The sequence below is a fragment of the Sphingomonas sp. MMS24-J45 genome (assembly GCF_044881195.1).
In the GTDB taxonomy this organism is placed as follows: Bacteria; Pseudomonadota; Alphaproteobacteria; order Sphingomonadales; family Sphingomonadaceae; genus Sphingomonas.
The window spans coordinates 1036683-1055698 of record NZ_CP173255.1 but is presented as its reverse complement, the minus strand read 5'-3'; the positions used below and the strand labels follow the sequence as shown (position 1 = coordinate 1055698).

Below are 19016 nucleotides of genomic sequence, written 5' to 3'. Positions count from 1 at the left end.
GCCATTCCCGGGGGGCACAAGAATGCGGCGAATCGTTCAGGGGATCATCGCCGTCGCGCTTGCCACGATCCTTTCGCCCGCCCACGCTCAATACGAACCGCCCCGCCACACCCAGCCCACCCCGCCGCTCGGCCGCAGCGATGAGGATATGGTCGTCCAGGCCAATAACGGCATCACGATCGAACGCGGCCGCACCCCGCAGGAGGACCTTGCCGAACATCGCCGGCTCGACCGCGCGCTCGCTCGGCTCGCGCCGCAGCGCAAGGGGGTGATCGACGTCTATGTCGTGGCCGTCGGGCTGGACAGCGATGCGGTGTTCGGGCGCGAGGCGCGCGAGGCGGGGCGTGTGCTCGCCCGGCGTTATGGTGCGGAGGGGCGAACGATCGTGCTCGCCGGTACCGACGGCCGCGCTGCCAGCGACCTGCCGCGCGGCAGCCCCGGCAACATTGCGACCGTGCTCGCCCGCGTGGCCGAGGTCATGGACAAGCGTGAGGACGTGCTGATCCTCTACACCACCAGCCACGGTGCGCCGCTCGGCATCATCTACAATGACGGCGACCAGGGCTTCGGTGCGATTTCGCCGGTGCGTCTCGCTGAAATGCTGGAGACGCTCGGCATCAGGCGGCGGCTGGTGATGATCAGCGCGTGCTATTCGGGCGTGTTCGTCCCCGCGCTGGCGAGCGAAGACGGCGTCGTCATTACCGCAGCCTCATCGGATCGTACCTCGTTCGGGTGTCAGGCGGACAGCGACTGGACGTTCTTTGGCGACGCGCTGATCAACAACGCCCTGCGCAAGCCCCAGCCGCTGGCAGAGGCCGATCGCGAGGCCGTCGGCCTGATCGCGCAGTGGGAGGCGCGTGGCAACCTCGTGCCTTCGGGGCCGCAGATCGAGATCGGCGCGCGCGCGGACAAGTGGCTGGACGTGCTCGACAAACGCGTACCCCCGGTGGCGAGCAAGCCGGTCGGGCGGCCCGCGATCAGCCTGCTCGACGCGCGCTAGCGGCGGGGGCAGGGGAACAACCCCGCCCGCCGCCTGTTCTGGGCGCATGAACGCAACCCGCTATCCGCTGCTCGCCAATCCGCACATCCGCTTGTCGGGGCCGGTCGATCAATTCATGTATTCGAACTTCCGCCAGCAGCTCGACGCCTGCCCGTCGGAGGGCACGATCGTGATTGCGCTGACGACGCTGGGCGGCGATCCTGAAGTGGCGCGCACGATGGCCGACGATATCCGCTTGCTGGAGGATCATGACGGGCGCGAGATTCTGTTCCTGGGGAAGGTCGCGGTCTATTCGGCGGGGGCGACCTTCATGGCGGCCTTCCCGGTCGATCGTCGTTTCCTGACGCGCCACACGCGGCTGATGATCCATGAGCGGACGATCTCGAAGCAGATCAACCTCAACGGCCCACTGCGCATGGTCGTCGCCTCGATCAAGGCCGCGCTGCACGAAGTCGAACATTCGATTCTGATCGAGGAAGAGGGCTTCCGCGATATCGTCAAGAACAGCCGCGTCGATTTTGAAGAACTGCGCGAGAAGGCGCCGTCGAATTGGTACATCGAAGCGGAGGAAGCGCGCGAGCTGGGGCTGGTGCTGGACGTGATCTGAGGGGGACTGCTCCCCTCTTCTTCTCTCTCCCCTCCCGCTTGCGGGAGGGGCTGGGGGAGGGGATGTCCTGACGGAGTGCTACGGATGAACTGCCCTCCCCTAACCCCTCTCGCAAGCGGTAGGGGAATGGATTGGCAGGGAGGGGAAAAATCTCCTGCGCCACCCCTGCATATCCGCTCCACCCAACCGCCTTTGGCCTTGCGGCGCGCGCGTGCTTAAAGGAACAGCCTCCCCAATCCTGGAGGCATCGATGTCCGAACCCCGTCTACCCCGCACCCCCGGCATGAAATTGCTGTTCACGCTGCTGATCGGCGCGGTGCTCGCGATCCCGCTCTTCACCGTCTACCTGCTCGTCTACGATCGCCAGAACCAGTCGAACACCGCGCGCGCGTCGATCGCCGAGGGGTGGGGCGGGCCGCAGTCGATCTCCGGTCCGATCCTGGTCATCCCCTATTCCGCGACAACCACCGAAACCGTCACCGAAAACGGCAAGCAAGTCGCGAAGACCAGCACGGCGTGGCATGAACTGACGCTCTCGCCCGATGTCGCGACGATCCAGTCGACGGTGAAACCCGACGTGCGCAAACGCTCGATCTATGAGGCGGTGGTGTATGAGGCACGCAATCGCGGCACCGCGCGCTTCGCCTTGCCCGCCGATCTGTCGCGCTGGGGCACGACGCGGGCTGCGCTGGCGCTCGACCGGGCCGAGCTGCGTTTCGGCATTTCCGATGCGCGCGGTCTGTTCGGCGCACCGCCCGCGGTCACGGCGGATGCCAGGCCGCTCGAACTGCAACCCGGCAAGGGCCCGCGTGAGACGGGCGGTTCCGGTTTCTTCACTGCGCTCGATGCTTCGCCGTTGGCCGCGAAGCCGATCGGCGTGACGTTCGACTATGCGGTGCGCGGCAACCAGTCGATCGCGCTGCTGCCACAGGGTGGCGACACGCGCTGGACGGTCACCTCGCGCTGGGCCAACCCCAGCTTCCAGGGCGGCTTCCTGCCGACCGAGCGGCAGGTCGGCGCGAACGGCTTCACCGCGACGTGGCGCGTCGGCAATCTGGCGCTCGGTCGAACGCTGATCTCGACCGACGAACATCCCGAGGCGACCGTCGCCGCCCCCGAACGCGGCCTGCCCGGCGACAGTGCCGCCGCACGCGTCGATCTCGTCACCCCGGTCGATCTCTACGCGCAGGTCAACCGCAGCGTGAAGTATGGCTTCCTGTTCATCGGCTTCACCTTCACCGCACTCCTGATGTTCGATCTGATCGGCGGGGTGAAGGTCTCGCCGATCGAATATGGCCTGGTCGGTGCTGGGCTGGTGCTGTTCTTCGTGATGCTGCTCGCCTTTGCCGAGGTGATCGGCTTCACCCTGGCGTACTGCGTCGCGGGCGGTGCGATCATCGCGCTGCTGACGGCCTATTCCTCCGCAGTGTTGCGCAGCTGGCGGCGTGGCGGGCTGATCGCCGGATTGCTGACCGCGCTCTACGGCGTGCTCTATGTCCTGCTCAGCCTGGAGGATCTGTCGCTGCTGATCGGCTCGCTGCTGCTGTTCGCGGCGCTGGCGGCGGTGATGTATCTCACCCGCGGAATCGATTGGGGCGGGCGCGATGTGCCCGCCCCGTCCAAAGGCTAAGCCGACACGCCGCCGTCGATGTCGATCGCGGTGCCGGTAATGTAGGAAGCCTCATCGCTGGCGAGGAAGGCGGCAAGCGCCGCCACCTCGTCGGCGGTGCCATATCGGCCGAGTGGGATTAGCGGTTTCAGCGCCGCGGAGAAGTCCCCGTCCGCCGGGTTCATGTCGGTGTCGATCGGCCCGGGCTGGATCACGTTGACGCGGATGTTTCGGCTCGCCAGGTCGCGCGCCCAACCGCGCGCGAGTCCCGCCACCGCCGCCTTGGTCGCGCCATAGACGGCAAGGCCCGGCATGATCGAATGGTGCGCATTGATGCTGCCGATGATGATCACGCTGCCGCCGTCGTGCAGATGCGGCATCGCTGCGGCCGTGCCCGAATGCACGCCGCCGACGTTGGTGGCAAAGGTGCGGTCGTAGCTGTCGCCCTGATCCTGCGTGACCGGCGCACCCTGAAAGATGCCGGCATTGTGGACGAGGATGTCGATCCCGCCCAGCTTTTCGGCGGCTTGCGTGATCGCGCTCGCTTGCTGCGCCGCGTCGCTGGCATTGGCCTGCACCGCATGGCCCTGCCGCCCGGCGGCGGTGATGGCGGCCACGGTCTGGTTCGCCGCGTCCTGATTGCCCGCAAAGGTGATGACGACGTCGGCGCCCTCCGCCGCCAGTCGCCGCGCGATCGCCGCGCCGATGCCGCGCGATCCGCCGGTGACGATCGCTTTCTTGCCTTGGAGTCGATTGCTCATGGTCTTGGTCCTTCGCGCGGCCCGTCGCTTGGCGGGTCTTCGGCGCTGGCCGGGAGATTGGCGCGCGGCCCGCCGCGTTCAATCCGATCCCGGAGCAAGTTAATCTTCGTCGCGTCCAAGTGCGGTGCGCAATCGTATCGCGCCGCGCAATCACGTTTGCGGGGAAAACACGCGCGCAAGGGTTTGCGAGCCGCGCCGCGCTTGTGTACGGCTTTCCGCATCGTCCGGCACTCTGCCGCCCTCGGAAACTCGAAAGCGCGAAGCAAGCGATGGCTGAATTTTCTCTCCCCGCGAACAGCAAGATCAAGTCCACCGGCAAGACTCACAAAGCGGCGCCGGACGCGAAGCGCATCAAGAATTTCAAAATCTACCGCTACGATCCCGATTCGGGCCAAAACCCGCGTTACGACACGTTCCAGATCGATCTCGACGATTGCGGGCCGATGGTGCTCGACGCGCTGATCAAGATGAAGTCGGAGCAGGACAGCTCGCTCACCTTCCGCCGTTCGTGCCGCGAGGGGATTTGCGGGTCGTGCTCGATGAACATCGACGGCAAGAACGGCCTCGCCTGCACCACCGCGATCGAGGATGTGAAGGGCGACATTCGCATCACCCCGCTGCCGCATATGGAAGTGATCAAGGATCTCGTCCCCGATTTCACGCACTTCTATGCGCAATACAGCTCGATCAAGCCGTGGCTGCAGACCGTTACCCCGCCGCCCGCTGGCAAGGAGCGGCTGCAGTCGCCCGCCGAGCGCGAGAAGCTCGATGGCTTGTACGAGTGCATTCTCTGCGCCTGCTGCTCGACCGCGTGCCCGAGCTATTGGTGGAACAGCGACAAGTTCCTGGGCCCGGCGATCCTGTTGCAAGCCTATCGCTGGCTCGCCGACAGCCGCGACGAAATGACCGGCGAGCGGCTCGATGAGCTGGAGGATCCGTTCCGCCTGTATCGCTGCCACACGATCATGAACTGCGCGAACGTCTGCCCCAAGGGATTGAACCCGGCAAAGGCGATCGCCGAGATCAAGAAGATGGAAGTCGAGCGGGTTCTCTGACGTTTTGGGATTGCATCCTTCGATACGCGTCTTCGACCTCGCTCAGCCGCTACTCAGGACGAACGGCAGCGCGACAAACCTCCGTTCGTTCTGAGTAGGGACTGAGCTTGTCGAAGGCCTGTATCGAAGGACACTCTTTGCCCAATACCCCCGCCCAACCCCCCTTCACCTATGACGACGATCCCGATCTGCCCGGCTGGAAACGCTGGCAGTTTCGCGACACCACGCGCTTCAACGCCTTTCTCGAACCGCTGTCGGTGAAGGTGGAGGGCAGCATCGCGCGGGTGCGGATGCTGCCGCGGCACGAACATTCCAACATGCGCGGCGATGTTCACGGCGGCGCGCTGCTTGGCTTCATCGATTGCGCCCTTTTCGCCGCCGCGCGCGGCCTTGGCGTATTGCAGGCGGGCGGCGCGGTGACGCTCGATCTCTCGGCGCAATTCATCGGCGGTGGCGCGATCGCCGTGCCGCTCGAGGCGCATGTCGAATTGCTGCGCGAGACCAATCGGATGCTGTTCCTGCGCGGGTTGGTCGTGCAGGAGGGGGTGCCGACGATCGCCAGCTTCACCGGCACGCTGCGCAAATCAACGCCGCCACCGTCGCTGGTATGACGTGCGATCTCTCTTTCTTCTCCCCTCCCTGGAAGGGAGGGGTTGGGGGTGGGTTGCTCTCGATGGAGCGAAGCCCCCGCCTCATGCCGACCCACCCCCAGCCCCTCCCTTTCAGGGAGGGGAGAGGGATTTCGCATGACTAGCATCTTCGCGCGCTACGAAGCGCTGATCGCCGCCGGAGAACTGCGCACCGACCCGGAACAGGCCGCCGCCGCGCGCCGCCTGGCCGATCTCGCCACCGCGCTCGAAGCCGCCCCCAAGCGCGGCTCGATCCTGTGGCGCGCGCTGGGGCGGAAGCCCGAGCCTCCGCGCGGCCTGTATCTGTGGGGCGGCGTCGGACGCGGCAAATCGATGCTGATGGACCTGTTTTTCGGCTGCCTCGACATTCGCCGCAAACGTCGCGTCCATTTCGGCGAGTTCATGCTCGAAGTGCACCAACGCCTCGCCGCCGAGCGCGCCAAGGAGTTGGGCGACCCGATCCCGCCACTCGCCAAGGCCATCGCCGAGGAAACGCGGCTGCTCGCGTTCGACGAGATGATGGTCACCAACAGCCCCGACGCGATGATCCTGTCGCGGCTGTTCACGCAGTTGCTCAACGAGGGCGTTACCGTCGTCACCACCTCCAACCGCCCGCCCGCCGATCTCTACAAGAACGGCCTCAACCGCGAACATTTCCTGCCCTTCATCGCGCTGATCGAGGCGAAGATGGACGTGATCGCGCTCAACGGCCCGACCGATTATCGCCGCGATCGATTGGGCACGGTCGACACCTGGCTCGTGCCCAATGGGCCCAAGGCGACGGCGATGCTGTCGGGCGATTTCTTCCGCCTGACCGATTACCCGCCCGAAGACCGCGCCCACGTGCCGAGCGAGGACATCGTGGTGCAGGGCCGCACGCTGCACGTACCCAAGTCGCTAAAGGGCGTCGCCGTGTTCAGCTTCAAGCGGCTGTGCGGGGAGGCGCGGGGGAGCGCGGATTACCTTGCCATCGCGCGGCGCTATCACACCGTCATCCTGGTCGGCGTGCCGAAGCTGGGGCCGGAGATGCGTAACGAGGCGGCGCGCTTCGTCGCGCTGATCGACGCGCTGTACGAACATAAGGTCAAATTGCTCGCCGCCGCCGATGCCGAACCCGCCGAACTCTACGAGGCAGGCGATGGCCGCTTCGAATTCGAACGCACGATCAGTCGGCTCGAGGAAATGCGCTCCGAAGACTATCTGGCGCTCGGCCACGGCGCGGACTGACCAGCCGCTGCACGGCGCTGCGCAGCGCGGGTTCGGCATGACGCGCCACCAGCGAGGCGCTTGCAAGCATCACGGCGACGGTGAGGCCGATCGCGACCCCCAGCGGCACGCCTGACCGCGCCAGCACGCCGATCAGCACCGCGCCCGCCACCTGATGCAGCAGATAGAGCGGATAGGTCATCAGCCCGATCACCCGCGCGACCCCATCGTTAATCCGGTCGGCCAGCCACGCCTGCATCCGTGGCGCTGCGGCGAGCATCGCTAACCCCAGCACGAACAACGCTTCCCCTGCGACGGTCGCGCTTGCGGGGCCGCCGATATGCGCGGCGATCTCGATCATTCCGGTCCCCGCCGCGAGCGCGAGCAGCAGCCGCGACCCGCGCGTCGGCACCGCCAAAGCGATCCCTCCCGCGAAGAAGCAGCCATGCGGCAAGAGCAGCAGGATCGCCGCCTGATTGGTGATGATCGGTTCGGCCGCGGAGCCAAGCAGCAGGCAGACCGTCCAGAATGTCGCGCTCGCCAGCGCCAGCGCCCAACCAACAAAGGCGATCCGCCGCGCATCGCCCGCCGCCGCCAGCGCGACCAGCAGATAGAAGGCGCATTCCACGCCGAGCGTCCAATAAGACCCGTCGATCTGCGCGCCGATCGGCCAGAAGCGGATCGAGCGAAACCAGTCGGCGGCGAGCGTCGCGTCGCCTTGCCCGCCCATAATAAGGATGAGCGCGGTCAGCGTCGCGCAAATCCACGCCGCCGGCACCAGCCGCAACACCCGTCGCGCGAGGAAATCCTGCCACGATGCGCTCACGGCGGAGCGCGCGATCACCATCCCCGAAATCACGAAGAACAGTTCGACCCCGACCAGCCCCGCGCGCGAGAGCGGCACCGGCGTGGCGGTAACGCCGTGCAGCGCGCTCGCCACGCGCCCATCGGGCAAAGTCCAGAAAGCGGCGCTATAATGATACCCCATCACCAGCGCCGCACAGGCAAAGCGCGTCAGGTCGATCGCGAGGATCGTGCGGGGCTTGGGCAAGGCCATATCGCGCGATACGGCAATCGTGCTTAAGATGGCGTAACCGGCGCGCCATCCCGATCGCGACCCGCGGCGGGCCAATATCGCACCCTAATTGCACATGCGAACTAATTGCAATAAGAAGACTCGCGCCGACTCCCTTTACGGTTGCCCCGAGGCGAAAACGCGCCTAAGCCGCGCGCCAACTGGCCCGCCTGTCCGCGGGCCGCAGTCGGAAAGGACCCTGCATGGCTCGCAAGAAGATCGCGCTGATCGGCGCCGGTAACATCGGCGGCACGCTCGCCCATCTCGCAGCTTTGAAGGGTCTGGGCGACATCGTCCTGTTCGACGTGGCAGAGGGGATTCCGCAGGGCAAGGCGCTCGATCTCAGCCAGTGCTCGCCGGTCGAGGGCTTCGATGCGAAGATCACCGGGTCCAACGATTACAATGACATCGCCGGTGCCGACGTGATCATCGTGACGGCCGGTGTCGCGCGGAAACCCGGCATGAGCCGCGACGATCTGCTCGGCATCAACCTGAAGGTGATGAAGGCGGTGGGTGAGGGCATCAAGACCCACGCGCCGAACGCGTTCGTCATCTGCATCACCAACCCGCTCGACGCGATGGTGTGGGCGCTGCGCGAATTCTCCGGCCTCCCGCACAACATGGTCGTCGGCATGGCCGGCGTGCTCAATTCGTCGCGCTTCAGCCATTTCCTCGCCGAGGAATTCCAGGTGTCGGTGAAGGACGTGACGAGCTTCGTGCTCGGCGGCCACGGCGACACGATGGTCCCGGTCATTTCCTATTCCGCGGTGTCGGGCATCCCGGTGCCCGATCTCATCAAGATGGGCCGTTCGACTCAGGAAAAGATCGACGCGATCGTGCAGCGCACCCGCTCGGGCGGCGGCGAGATCGTCGCCTTGCTCAAGACCGGCTCGGCTTATTACGCGCCCGCCACCAGCGGCATCGCGATGGCCGAGGCCTATCTTTACGACCAGAAGCGCGTCCTGCCCGCCGCGGCGCATGTCACCGGCCAGTACGGCGTCGATGATCTCTATGTCGGCGTGCCGGTGGTGATCGGCGCGGGCGGTGTCGAGCAGATCGTTGAAATCGCGCTCGATGACGAAGCCAAGGCGAACCTGACCGTGTCGGTCGATGCGGTGAAGGAGCTGCTGGTGGCGTGCAAGGCGATCGACGGCTCGCTGGCATGAAGGTGCGGGTGGCGAGCTTTTTGCTGGCCACCTTATGTCTACCCTCGTGTGGTATGGTGCAGGAGCGAGAAACGCTGGCATCTTTAAATTGCATGAAACGTGCAGACCAAGCGTTCCCTGCAGTTAGCCAAGCAGTTCGATTAGTTGCCCCTCCGGGCATGAGGCTCATCCATCCGGATAAAGTTGACATGTCAAAGCGCTGGTTCGGATCATTCGAGGTTAGGGTTCAGTTTCTGGAAGGCGTCACGCCGCCGGTGATTTGCAAGGGCAATTTGATTACCCGTAATTGGGAATCGATTACATTTCGTACCGTTATCAAGCGCCCCAAACAGGGCGAAAGCTGGAGCTTCTGAATGAGCATCCTCGTCGACAAGAATACCAAGGTCATCACCCAAGGCATGACCGGCGAAACCGGCAGCTTCCATACCAAGGCGGCGCTGGATTACGGCACGCAGATGGTCGGCGGCGTGACGCCGGGCAAGGGCGGGACCGAGCATCTCGGCCTGCCGGTGTTCAACACGGTCGACGAAGCCGTCGCCAAGACCGGCGCGACCGCCAGCGTCATCTATGTGCCACCACCCTTCGCGGCGGACTCGATCCTCGAGGCGATCGACGCGCAAGTCCCGCTGATCGTGTGCATCACCGAAGGCATTCCGGTGCTCGACATGGTGAAGGTCAAGCGTGCGCTCTCGGGCAGCAAGTCGCGGCTGATCGGGCCGAACTGCCCCGGCGTGCTCACCCCCAACCAGTGCAAGATCGGCATCATGCCCGGTTCCATCTTCAAGGAAGGTTCGGTCGGCGTCGTCTCGCGCTCGGGCACGCTGACCTATGAAGCGGTGTTCCAGACCTCGAACGCCGGGCTCGGCCAGACGACCGCGGTCGGCATCGGCGGCGATCCGGTTAACGGGACGAACTTCATCGACGTGCTCGAACTTTTCCTGGCGGACGAGGCGACCAAGTCGATCATCATGATCGGCGAAATCGGCGGCGATGCCGAGGAGCAGGCCGCGCAATTCCTGATCGACGAAGCCAAGCGCGGCCGCAAAAAGCCGATGGCCGGCTTTATTGCCGGTCGTACCGCACCTCCGGGACGCCGCATGGGCCATGCGGGTGCTATAGTAAGTGGCGGCAAGGGCGACGCCGAGAGCAAGATCGCAGCGATGGAAGCGGCGGGCATCAAGGTTTCGGCCAGCCCGAGCGCGCTCGGCGAGACGTTGTTGGAAGTGTTGAAGGGTTAAATCTACCCTTCTCCCATTGGGAGAAGGTGGCGCGAAGCGCCGGATGAGGGCAGGTGACAGCGCGCCGCTGACCTCACTCTTCCGTCGCTTCGCTCCTCCCTCCCTCTCCCGGTGGGAGAGGGAAATTGGAGAAGACGATGGGCTACGAGAATCAGGATTTCGCGGATGTGGCAGGCGGCGTAAGCCCCGCCTTCATCGAAACGCTCTATGCACGCTTCAAGGCGTCGCCCGAAAGCGTCGAGCCGTCATGGCGTTCCTGGTTCGAGGGTCTCGAAGGCTCCACCGAAGGCGCCTCCTGGCAGCAGCCCAACTGGCCGTTGTCGTCGACCGACGATCTGACCGCCGCGCTCGATCCCACGCAGATGGAGCCAGCGCCGAAGCCCGCCAAGGGCGGCGCGGCTAAGCCCGCCGCTGCCGCCCCCTCGCAGGACGCGATCATCCGCGCCGCGAGCGACTCGATCCGCGCGATGCTGCTGATCCGCACGTACCGCGTGCGCGGCCACCTCGCCGCCAATCTCGATCCGCTCGGTCTCTCCAAGCGCGAGATGCCCGATGATCTCAAGACCGAATATCACGGCTTTTCAGACGCCGATATCGATCGCCCGGTCTATCTCGGCGGCACGATGGGGCTGCACTGGACGACGGTGCGCGAGCTCGTCGACATTCTGCGCGCCAATTATTGCGGCAATGTCGGCCTCGAATATATGCACATCGCCGATGTCGAGGAGCGCCGCTTCCTGCAGGAACGCATGGAGGGCAAGGACAAGGCGATCGAATTCACCGATCTCGGCAAGAAGGCGATCCTCAACAAGGTGATCGAAGCCGAGCAGTGGGAAAAATTCTGCGGCAAGAAATATGTCGGCACCAAGCGTTTCGGGCTCGACGGCGGCGAGAGCATGATCCCCGCGCTCGAAAGTGTGATCAAGTACGGCGGCGCGATGGGCGTCAACGAAATCGTCTTCGGCATGGCGCATCGCGGGCGGTTGAACGTCCTCACCAACGTGATGGCCAAGCCGTTCCGCATCATTTTTCACGAATTCGGCGGCGGGTCGGATAACCCCGACGATGTCGCGGGTTCGGGCGACGTGAAGTACCATCTCGGCACCTCGACCGACCGCGAATTCGACGGGATCAGCGTGCATATGTCGCTGGTGGCCAACCCCTCGCACCTCGAGGCGGAGGACCCCGTTGTGCTCGGCAAGACCCGTGCGATCCAGACGATCGCTGGGGATCTCGAAACACACAGCCGTTCTCTCCCCGTGCTGATCCACGGCGACGCGGCGTTCGCGGGGCAGGGGATCGTGTGGGAATGCTTCGGCTTCTCCGGCATTCGCGGCTACAATACCGGCGGCTGCATCCACTTCGTCATCAACAACCAGATCGGCTTCACCACCAGCCCGCAATATGCGCGCAGCTCGCCTTACCCGAGCGATGTCGCCAAGGGTGTCCAGGCGCCGATCTTCCACGTCAACGGCGATGACCCGGAGGCGGTCACGTTCGCGACCAAGATGGCGGTCGAATATCGCCAGAAATTCCACCGCGACGTGGTGATCGACATGTGGTGCTATCGCCGCTTCGGCCACAATGAAGGCGATGAGCCGAGCTTCACCCAGCCGCTGATGTATGAACGCATCCGCGCGCATCCGCCGGTCAGCGAAATCTACGGCAAGAAACTGACCGAACAGGGCGTGGTTGATCGCGCCTGGATCGATGAGAATATCAAGCAGTTCACCACCCTGCTCGAAGGCGAATTCGAAGCGGGCGCGTCGTACAAGCCGAACAAGGCCGACTGGTTCGCGGGGCGCTGGTCCGGGCTGCACGCGCCGGCCGATGCCGAAACCGAACGACGCGGCGTCATCACCGGCATCGAGCCCAAATTGTTCGATTCGATCGGTCGCACGCTGACGACGATTCCGGAGGGACTGACCGTCCACAAAACGCTCAACCGCGTGCTCGATGCCAAGCGCGAGATGTTCAAATCGGGCAGCAATTTCGACTGGGCGACCGGCGAGGCGCTCGCTTTCGCCTCCTTGATGTCGGAAGGCTATGGCGTCCGCCTGTCGGGACAGGATTCGGGCCGAGGCACCTTCAGCCAGCGCCACGCCGTCTGGGTCGATCAGACCGACGAGCACAAATATCTGCCGCTCAGCCAGATCGAGCATGGCCGCTTCGAAGTGCTCAATTCGCCCCTCTCCGAATATGGCGTGCTCGGCTTCGAATATGGCTATGCGCTTGCCGATCCGAAGACGCTGGTGCTGTGGGAGGCGCAGTTCGGCGACTTCATGAACGGCGCGCAGATCATGATCGACCAGTTCATCGCGAGCGGCGAGGCCAAGTGGCTGCGCGCCAACGGCCTGGTGATGCTGCTGCCGCACGGGTACGAAGGGCAGGGGCCGGAGCATAGCTCGGCGCGGCCCGAGCGCTTCCTGCAGCTCTGCGCGCAGGACAATATGCAGGTCGCCAACTGCACCACGCCGGCGAACTATTTCCACCTGCTGCGTCGTCAGATGCACCGGCCGTTCCGCAAACCTCTGATCGTCTTCACGCCCAAATCGCTGCTGCGCCACAAGCTCGCGGTATCGACGGCGAAGGAATTCCAGGGCGACAGCCACTTCATGCGCATTTTGAGCGACCCCTCGGCGCCCGCCGATGCGGACGTGAAGCGGCTCGTGCTGTGCACCGGCAAGGTCGCCTACGATCTGATGGAGGCACGCGACGCGGCGGGCGAAACCACCACCGCGATCGTCCGGCTCGAACAGCTCTATCCGTTCCCCGGCGAGCCGCTCGTCACGCGCCTCAAGCGCATGACCAATCTCGAGGCAGTGATCTGGGCGCAGGAGGAACCGAAGAACAACGGTGCCTGGACCTTCGTCGATCCGTTCATCGAAGAGGCGCTGGAAAAGGCAGGGACGAAGGTAACGCGCGCCAAATATGCCGGCCGCGCGGCCTCGGCATCGCCCGCCACCGGTTTGATGAAGCGGCACCAGCTCGAACAGGCGGCGCTCGTCGCCGATGCGCTGGGCCACAGCGTGCGCGACGAAGTGCGGCGCACGAAGAAGGGTTGAGGTGCCCCCGTAGCTGTTCCCTGGCGAAGGCCGGGGCCCAGTTGCGGAGGTTTATGTAATGAAGCGCTGCGACCGACCATCGGCGCTGCGTAACTGGGCCCCGGCCTTCGCCGGGGAGCGAGAAGGCAGAGAGAAGCGATGGCAACCGAAGTAACAGTGCCGGTACTCGGCGAATCGATCACCGAAGCAACGCTCGGCGAATGGCTCAAGCAGCCCGGCGATCCGGTCAAGCAGGACGAGCCGATCGCCAGCCTCGAGACCGACAAGGTTTCGGTCGAAGTCCCCTCGCCGGTTGACGGGGTGATGGGCCAGCACGCCGTGCAGGTCGGCGATACCGTGCTGGTCGGCGCGATGATCGCGACGATCGACGCGGGCGGTGCCGCGCCCGCAACTGCTCCCGCGCCGCAGCCTGCCGTAACTGCCGCGCCCGCCGCGACCGCCGCGCAGCAAGCCCCTGCAGCGCCCGCGGGTGACACGCCCGCCGCGCTCAGCCCGTCGGTGCGCCGCGCTGTGCTCGAACATGGCGTCGATCCGGCGAAGATCACCGGCACCGGCAAGGATGGCCGCCTGACCAAGGACGATGTGCTCGCCGCCGCCGCAACGCCCGCGCCGGCCCCCGCGCCCAGCGAGCCGATGCCCGTCGCCGCTTCGGTCGCCGCCTCGACCGGTCGCAAGGAAGAGCGCGTGCGCATGACGCGCCTGCGCCAGACGATCGCCAAGCGCCTCAAGGAAGCGCAGAACACCGCCGCATTGCTGACGACGTTCAACGACGTCGACATGACCGCAGTGATCGAAGCGCGCGCCAAGTATAAGGACCTGTTCGAGAAGAAGCACGGCGTCCGCTTGGGCTTCATGGGCTTCTTCGTGAAGGCCGCGTGCCTCGCGCTAAAGGACATCCCGAGCGTCAACGCCTCGATCGAGGGCGATGAGATCGTCTATCACGATTATGCCGACATCTCGGTCGCGGTGTCGTCGCCCGGCGGGCTCGTCGTGCCGGTGGTGCGCGATGCGGACCAGATGTCGGTCGCCGAAGTCGAGAAGACGATCGGCGATTTCGGCAAGCGCGCCAAGGATGGCAGCCTCAAGATGGACGAAATGAAGGGCGGCACCTTCACCATCTCCAACGGCGGCGTGTTCGGCTCGCTGATGTCGACCCCGATCATCAACCCGCCGCAGTCGGCCGTGCTCGGCCTCCACCGCATCGAGGACCGCCCGGTCGTCCGCGATGGGCAGATCGTGATCCGCCCGATGATGTATCTGGCGCTGAGCTACGACCACCGCCTGATCGACGGCCGCGAAGCGGTGACGTTCCTCGTCGCGCTGAAGAACGCGATCGAGGATCCGACGCGGATCTTGATCGACCTCTAAAATACATCTCCACCCCGGCTAGAGCCGGGGCCCAGTCGGGAAGGCGGAGGTGGCGAAGCGCCTCGCTCTCCCCATATGTCATCCCGACTGGGCCCCGGCCTGCGCCGGGGAAGCGAGAGAAGACAGATGGCTGACCAAACCTACGATTACGACGTCCTCATCATCGGCTCCGGTCCCGGCGGTTATGTCGCGGCGATCCGCGCCGCACAGCTCGGCCTCCGCACCGCCTGCGTTGAAAGCCGCGAGACGCTGGGCGGCACGTGCCTCAACGTCGGCTGCATCCCGTCCAAGGCGATGCTCCACGCGTCGGAATATTTCGACGCCGCCGCCAACGGCACGATGGCCAAGATGGGGATCAAGGTCACGCCCGAGCTCGACCTGCCCGCGATGCACGCGCAGCGGATCGACGCGGTCAAGCAGCTGACCGGCGGGATCGCCTTCCTCTTCAAGAAGAACAAGGTCACCTGGCTGAAAGGCCGCGGCAGCTTCGTCGATGCGCATACCGTGCAGGTCGGCGATCAGACCGTCACCGCGAAGGACGTGGTCATCGCGACCGGCTCCTCGGTCACCACGCTCCCCGGCATCACGGTCGATAACGACAAGCAGGTGGTGGTCGATTCGACTGGCGCGCTCGAGCTGAACAAGGTCCCCGGCCATATGGTGGTGATCGGCGGCGGCGTGATCGGGCTGGAACTCGGCAGCGTGTGGCGTCGCCTCGGCGCAAAGGTCACCTGCGTCGAATATCTCGATCAGATCCTGCCCGGCTTCGACGGCGAAATCCGCAAGGAAGCCAACAAGATGTTCAAGAAGCAGGGCATCGAATTCAAGCTGTCGACCAAGGTGACCGGCGTCACGGTCGAGGGCGATAAGGCCACTGTGACGGTCGAACCGGCAGCGGGCGGCGCGGCCGAGACGATTGCGGCGGATTGCGTCCTCGTCTCGATCGGTCGCCGCCCCAACACCGATGGCCTCGCGCTGAAAAAGGCCGGCCTCTCGGTCAACGCGCGCGGCCAGATCGAAACCGATCACCGCTTCCAGACGAGCGTCCCCGGCGTGTGGGCGATCGGCGACGTCATTCCCGGCCCGATGCTCGCGCACAAGGCCGAGGATGAAGGCATTGCGGTGGCCGAGAATATCGCTGGCCTGACCGGCATCGTGAACCACGATGTTATCCCGAGCGTCGTCTACACCTGGCCCGAAATCGCGGGCGTCGGCCTGACCGAGGAAGCGGCCCGCGAAAAGGGCGAGGTGAAGGTCGGCAAATTCCCGATGGCGGGCAACAGCCGCGCCAAGACCAACCACGAGCCCGACGGCTTCGTGAAGGTCATCGCCGATGCCAAATCCGATCGCGTGATCGGCGTCTGGGCGATCGCGGTGCCCGCAGGGACGATGATCGCGGAGGCTGCGCTCGGCATGGAGATGGGCGCGACGAGCGAAGACATCGCCTACACCTGCCACGCGCACCCGACGCATAGCGAAGCGATGAAGGAAGCGGCGATGGCGGTGCGGGGCAAGGCGATCCATATTTAGCAAAGCTAAATATGGATCTCTAAGGCCTTGCCCCCGGCCGGCGGCGCTGCAGCGCCGTCCGACGACGCGGCTTTGCTCCGGCGGGTAACGCCTCCCACCTGCTGCTCAACCTCAGGCGCCCAAACCAACGGGCGGGCCAGCTTACAACTGGCCGCCCGCGTACAGCACTCCTTAATCCAGCTCGATCCGCGCCGAGGCAAAGCGGACGTTCGCTTTCAGGCTGATCTTTTCCGCAGCGTCCGCCGGGGGGAGCCGGTTACACCGCTGCTTGGCTCGATCACCAGGCTTGCATCGCCCGCTACGCCAATCGTGGACAGCGCATCGGTCACATCGAAGCTGGTCTCGTTCGGCTTGTCCGCCACCATGGCGGCCATGTCGTGCCCGGCCATCCCGTCCATGTCGTGATGCGGCGCAGTGGCGTTGAAGAAGTTGATCACGCCGACCAGCGTCCGCTTGCCGTTCTTGCCTTGCAGGTACACCTTGTAGAGCGTCGCCGGGATCTCGTCATAGGCGAGCCCGCTCAGGACGAGCGTCGCACGACGGGGCACCGTCGCGGACTTGTTTTGCGCCGATTTGGTTGCAAACAGCGCGGTACGCGCCGCCGGGGCGAGCGTCAGCGGCACGCTGGTGGCCCCGCGGTTCAGGATTACCGGTCCGCTAAGCGGGATCGCGCGCATCGGCTTTACCTGGAGCAAACCGGTCGGTTTGAACAGCACCGGGGGACATCCGCCACCCGCGGCGTAGCGATAGTTGAGTTGCGCCAGCGTCAGCATGTCGCCGACCTTGCGCGTCACCAGCGCCCCGCTGCCGTCGGTGAAGCTGAATTGCTGCGCCAATTGCCCCGGGTCGTTCGGCAGACGCGCGCTCGGCGCGACGCGCAGCCAGCATTCGTAGAGCCGGTCGATATTGGCGTGATGGCTATAGAAGATCGGGTCGTTCCCCGCCGTCGGCACATAACCCATATAGCCGCTGGGACAACTCGCCACGCCCGTCGCGCAATGCACCGCGCCATGTGGCGTCTGTTCCAGCGCGCTGTTGAACGGATTGTAGCTCGTCTTGCTCATCGCGTTGCTGGTCGAGGTGACGGCAGGGTCGAGCGCCTGCGTGCCGTTCGCGAGTTGCGCCTGGCGGCTCGCGACATAAAGCGGGTTGGCGACGGATGCGCCACCGGCATCGATATAGCTCGCCAGCCGATAGACATCGGGAATCCTGCCGTTGGTCTCATAATCCCAGAACGGCAGGCGCAGGTTCGGGTCGCCCGACGCCGCCTGCAGCACCTGCTCGAAATAATAGAGGTACATGCGGTGCCAGGTCAGGAACTGGATCGTTCCGTGCTGGCATGTGCACCAGGTGGCATTTTCATCCGGTGTGCTGGGCGTCTGGATCGATAGGCCGCTCATGCCAGGATAATTCAGCCCGGCCTTGCGCGAACACACGATCGGCGGCGTGTCGTTGGGACCAATGAAGCTATGGATATTGGCCCAATAGACCAAGCTGCGCTTGAAATTGGCACTGCCGCGCGGCGCGCTGTTCCACGCGATCATCTGCGCAAAGCCCTTGCGCAGGCTGGCGATTTCGGTCGGGCTTAGGTTGGTGATCGATTTGCGCAAGCCGACCACGGGCGGCGACACGGGCATTTGCGCGGCCCCGCCGCCGAGCGCACTGGCGGCGGCGGAACGGAGATTGGCGGTGGCGTGCTGCCAATAGCGTTGTTCGGCGACATGCGCGGCGTCGTGCGCGTCATGCGGCCGGACTGCGGCGCGCTCGGCGGCTTGCGCCGGGGCGGCGCCGAACGTCACGATGGCGGAAAGCAGGGCCGCGAAAGCGCCCAAGAGCGAATGGTTCAAGGCTATTCTCCTGCACTGCGGGGCCTGAGACACGCGGGCACAGGATAACCGACTCAGAATCGGTCATCGTTCGCAAGCTTACCATATTTTCACGCTGCTTTGCCACTTTTAGGACTGGAACGGACCTATCGGCGGTCGCTCCGGAGGTAGCGATCACTGGGCGCCAACGCGCGTGCGGTTTGACCTGCACGCTGGTCCATCGCACAGAGGCGTCATGCTCCCCCTCGCCCCCTGGCAATTCGGCTCGATCCTGCCGTGGCTCGATCTGTTCGGCATCGCGGTCTTCGCGATCACCGGCGCGCTGGCGGCGGCGGGCAGGGGGCAGACGTTCGTGACTGCCGCCTTCTTCGCGCTCATCACCGGGGTCGGGGGCGGGTCGGTGCGCGATCTGTTGATCGGCGCGCCGGTGTTCTGGGTACATGATCCGCTGGTGTCGGCGATCTGCCTGGCGGTCGCGGCGCTGGTGTGGCTGACGCCGCCCAACTGGTGGCGCGGCCCGCAGGGGCAGACGACGGCACTCGACTGGCTCGATGCGGTGGGCCTGGCCGCCTACGCCGTGTTCGGCGCGGCCAAGGCGCTTGCTTTCGGCATCCCGCCCGTCCCCGCCGCGCTGATGGGCGTGGTAACGGCGTGCGTCGGGGGCATCATCCGCGACGTGCTGGCGGGCGAGCCGTCCATCCTGATGCGACCGGAGCTGTATGTGACGGCGGCGGCGCTGGCGGCGGGGCTGTACGTCGCGCTGGTGGTGCTGGAGGTGTCGCCCACGCTGGCGGCGGGCATCGCGGCGGCGGCGGGCTTCGCGCTCAGGGCCGCGGCGATCCGGTGGAAGCTGGGGTTGCCGGGCTATGGGGGGCCGTAGA

At 65.3% G+C, this 19016-nt stretch carries 16 protein-coding genes; 13 read left to right on the top strand and 3 right to left on the bottom strand.

Annotated elements, in window-relative coordinates:
- Positions 1-22: 22 nt before the first annotated feature.
- The 3 genes from AB5I39_RS05330 to creD all read left to right on the top strand — a co-directional run bounded on the left by AB5I39_RS05330 (position 23) and on the right by creD (position 3237).
- Positions 23-1000, top strand: a complete 978-nt coding sequence (locus AB5I39_RS05330; protein ID WP_404372116.1) for a C13 family peptidase — start codon at positions 23-25, stop codon at positions 998-1000.
- Between the two features lie 46 nt (positions 1001-1046).
- Positions 1047-1607, top strand: coding sequence for a ClpP family protease (locus AB5I39_RS05325; RefSeq protein WP_404372113.1), 561 nt, complete (start codon positions 1047-1049; stop codon positions 1605-1607).
- Positions 1608-1857: 250 nt separating this feature from the next.
- Positions 1858-3237 (top strand): cell envelope integrity protein CreD, encoded by a 1380-nt coding sequence (gene creD, locus AB5I39_RS05320; RefSeq protein ID WP_404372111.1) that lies wholly within the window; start codon positions 1858-1860, stop codon positions 3235-3237.
- On the opposite strand, the gene AB5I39_RS05315 is transcribed toward creD, so the two are convergent.
- Entirely contained in the window at positions 3234-3977 is a 744-nt protein-coding gene (locus AB5I39_RS05315; protein WP_404372108.1) for an SDR family NAD(P)-dependent oxidoreductase, read from the bottom strand. The genes creD and AB5I39_RS05315 overlap by 4 nt on opposite strands.
- A gap of 269 nt (positions 3978-4246) precedes the next feature.
- On the opposite strand from AB5I39_RS05315, the gene AB5I39_RS05310 reads away from it, so the two are divergent.
- The 3 genes from AB5I39_RS05310 to zapE all read left to right on the top strand — a co-directional run bounded on the left by AB5I39_RS05310 (position 4247) and on the right by zapE (position 6888).
- The gene (locus tag AB5I39_RS05310) at positions 4247-5032 is read left to right on the top strand and encodes a succinate dehydrogenase iron-sulfur subunit (protein ID WP_404372105.1); all 786 of its coding nucleotides are present in this window, start codon (positions 4247-4249) and stop codon (positions 5030-5032) included.
- 137 nt (positions 5033-5169) lie between these two features.
- Positions 5170-5643 carry a PaaI family thioesterase gene (locus AB5I39_RS05305; RefSeq protein WP_404372102.1) on the top strand — a complete coding sequence of 158 codons (474 nt, stop codon included), beginning with the start codon at positions 5170-5172 and terminating at the stop codon, positions 5641-5643.
- Between the two features lie 135 nt (positions 5644-5778).
- Entirely contained in the window at positions 5779-6888 is a 1110-nt protein-coding gene (zapE, locus tag AB5I39_RS05300) for a cell division protein ZapE (protein WP_404372100.1), read from the top strand.
- On the opposite strand, the gene AB5I39_RS05295 is transcribed toward zapE, so the two are convergent.
- Entirely contained in the window at positions 6827-7924 is a 1098-nt protein-coding gene (locus AB5I39_RS05295) for an acyltransferase family protein (protein ID WP_404372097.1), read from the bottom strand. The genes zapE and AB5I39_RS05295 overlap by 62 nt on opposite strands.
- Positions 7925-8145: 221 nt before the next feature.
- Between AB5I39_RS05295 and mdh the strand changes: the two genes are divergently transcribed.
- The 6 genes from mdh to lpdA all read left to right on the top strand — a co-directional run bounded on the left by mdh (position 8146) and on the right by lpdA (position 16309).
- Positions 8146-9108, top strand: coding sequence for a malate dehydrogenase (gene mdh / locus AB5I39_RS05290; protein ID WP_404372094.1), 963 nt, complete (start codon positions 8146-8148; stop codon positions 9106-9108).
- A gap of 92 nt (positions 9109-9200) precedes the next feature.
- Positions 9201-9461: a hypothetical protein gene (locus tag AB5I39_RS05285; RefSeq protein WP_404372091.1), complete on the top strand. Its 261-nt coding sequence runs from the start codon at positions 9201-9203 to the stop codon at positions 9459-9461.
- Positions 9462-10346, top strand: coding sequence for a succinate--CoA ligase subunit alpha (sucD, locus tag AB5I39_RS05280; RefSeq protein WP_404372088.1), 885 nt, complete (start codon positions 9462-9464; stop codon positions 10344-10346).
- 137 nt (positions 10347-10483) lie between these two features.
- Positions 10484-13411, top strand: coding sequence for a 2-oxoglutarate dehydrogenase E1 component (locus AB5I39_RS05275; RefSeq protein ID WP_404374018.1), 2928 nt, complete (start codon positions 10484-10486; stop codon positions 13409-13411).
- A gap of 138 nt (positions 13412-13549) precedes the next feature.
- Positions 13550-14779, top strand: coding sequence for a 2-oxoglutarate dehydrogenase complex dihydrolipoyllysine-residue succinyltransferase (gene odhB, locus AB5I39_RS05270; RefSeq protein ID WP_404372085.1), 1230 nt, complete (start codon positions 13550-13552; stop codon positions 14777-14779).
- Positions 14780-14905: 126 nt separating this feature from the next.
- The gene (gene lpdA / locus AB5I39_RS05265) at positions 14906-16309 is read left to right on the top strand and encodes a dihydrolipoyl dehydrogenase (protein WP_404372082.1); all 1404 of its coding nucleotides are present in this window, start codon (positions 14906-14908) and stop codon (positions 16307-16309) included.
- A gap of 215 nt (positions 16310-16524) precedes the next feature.
- On the opposite strand, the gene AB5I39_RS05260 is transcribed toward lpdA, so the two are convergent.
- Positions 16525-18156, bottom strand: coding sequence for a tyrosinase family protein (locus AB5I39_RS05260; RefSeq protein WP_404372079.1), 1632 nt, complete (start codon positions 18154-18156; stop codon positions 16525-16527).
- A 214-nt stretch (positions 18157-18370) separates the two neighbouring features.
- Here AB5I39_RS05260 and AB5I39_RS05255 point away from each other — a divergent pair, with 214 nt between their 5' ends.
- Positions 18371-19015 (top strand): trimeric intracellular cation channel family protein, encoded by a 645-nt coding sequence (locus AB5I39_RS05255; RefSeq protein WP_404372076.1) that lies wholly within the window; start codon positions 18371-18373, stop codon positions 19013-19015.
- The last annotated feature ends 1 nt before the right edge of the window (position 19016 follow it).

What these genes read in the sequence shown, in the direction of transcription:
- AB5I39_RS05310 (WP_404372105.1), top strand. Translation starts at nt 4,247, where the DNA reads ATGGCTGAATTTTCTCTCCCCGCGAACAGCAAGATCAAGTCCACCGGC.
- AB5I39_RS05330 (WP_404372116.1), top strand. Translation starts at nt 23, where the DNA reads ATGCGGCGAATCGTTCAGGGGATCATCGCCGTCGCGCTTGCCACGATC.
- creD (WP_404372111.1), top strand. Translation starts at nt 1,858, where the DNA reads ATGTCCGAACCCCGTCTACCCCGCACCCCCGGCATGAAATTGCTGTTC.
- mdh (WP_404372094.1), top strand. Translation starts at nt 8,146, where the DNA reads ATGGCTCGCAAGAAGATCGCGCTGATCGGCGCCGGTAACATCGGCGGC.
- sucD (WP_404372088.1), top strand. Translation starts at nt 9,462, where the DNA reads ATGAGCATCCTCGTCGACAAGAATACCAAGGTCATCACCCAAGGCATG.
- AB5I39_RS05295 (WP_404372097.1), bottom strand. Translation starts at nt 7,924, where the DNA reads ATGGCCTTGCCCAAGCCCCGCACGATCCTCGCGATCGACCTGACGCGC.
- zapE (WP_404372100.1), top strand. Translation starts at nt 5,779, where the DNA reads ATGACTAGCATCTTCGCGCGCTACGAAGCGCTGATCGCCGCCGGAGAA.
- AB5I39_RS05315 (WP_404372108.1), bottom strand. Translation starts at nt 3,977, where the DNA reads ATGAGCAATCGACTCCAAGGCAAGAAAGCGATCGTCACCGGCGGATCG.
- AB5I39_RS05255 (WP_404372076.1), top strand. Translation starts at nt 18,371, where the DNA reads ATGCTCCCCCTCGCCCCCTGGCAATTCGGCTCGATCCTGCCGTGGCTC.
- AB5I39_RS05325 (WP_404372113.1), top strand. Translation starts at nt 1,047, where the DNA reads ATGAACGCAACCCGCTATCCGCTGCTCGCCAATCCGCACATCCGCTTG.
- odhB (WP_404372085.1), top strand. Translation starts at nt 13,550, where the DNA reads ATGGCAACCGAAGTAACAGTGCCGGTACTCGGCGAATCGATCACCGAA.
- lpdA (WP_404372082.1), top strand. Translation starts at nt 14,906, where the DNA reads ATGGCTGACCAAACCTACGATTACGACGTCCTCATCATCGGCTCCGGT.
- AB5I39_RS05285 (WP_404372091.1), top strand. Translation starts at nt 9,201, where the DNA reads ATGAAACGTGCAGACCAAGCGTTCCCTGCAGTTAGCCAAGCAGTTCGA.
- AB5I39_RS05275 (WP_404374018.1), top strand. Translation starts at nt 10,484, where the DNA reads ATGGGCTACGAGAATCAGGATTTCGCGGATGTGGCAGGCGGCGTAAGC.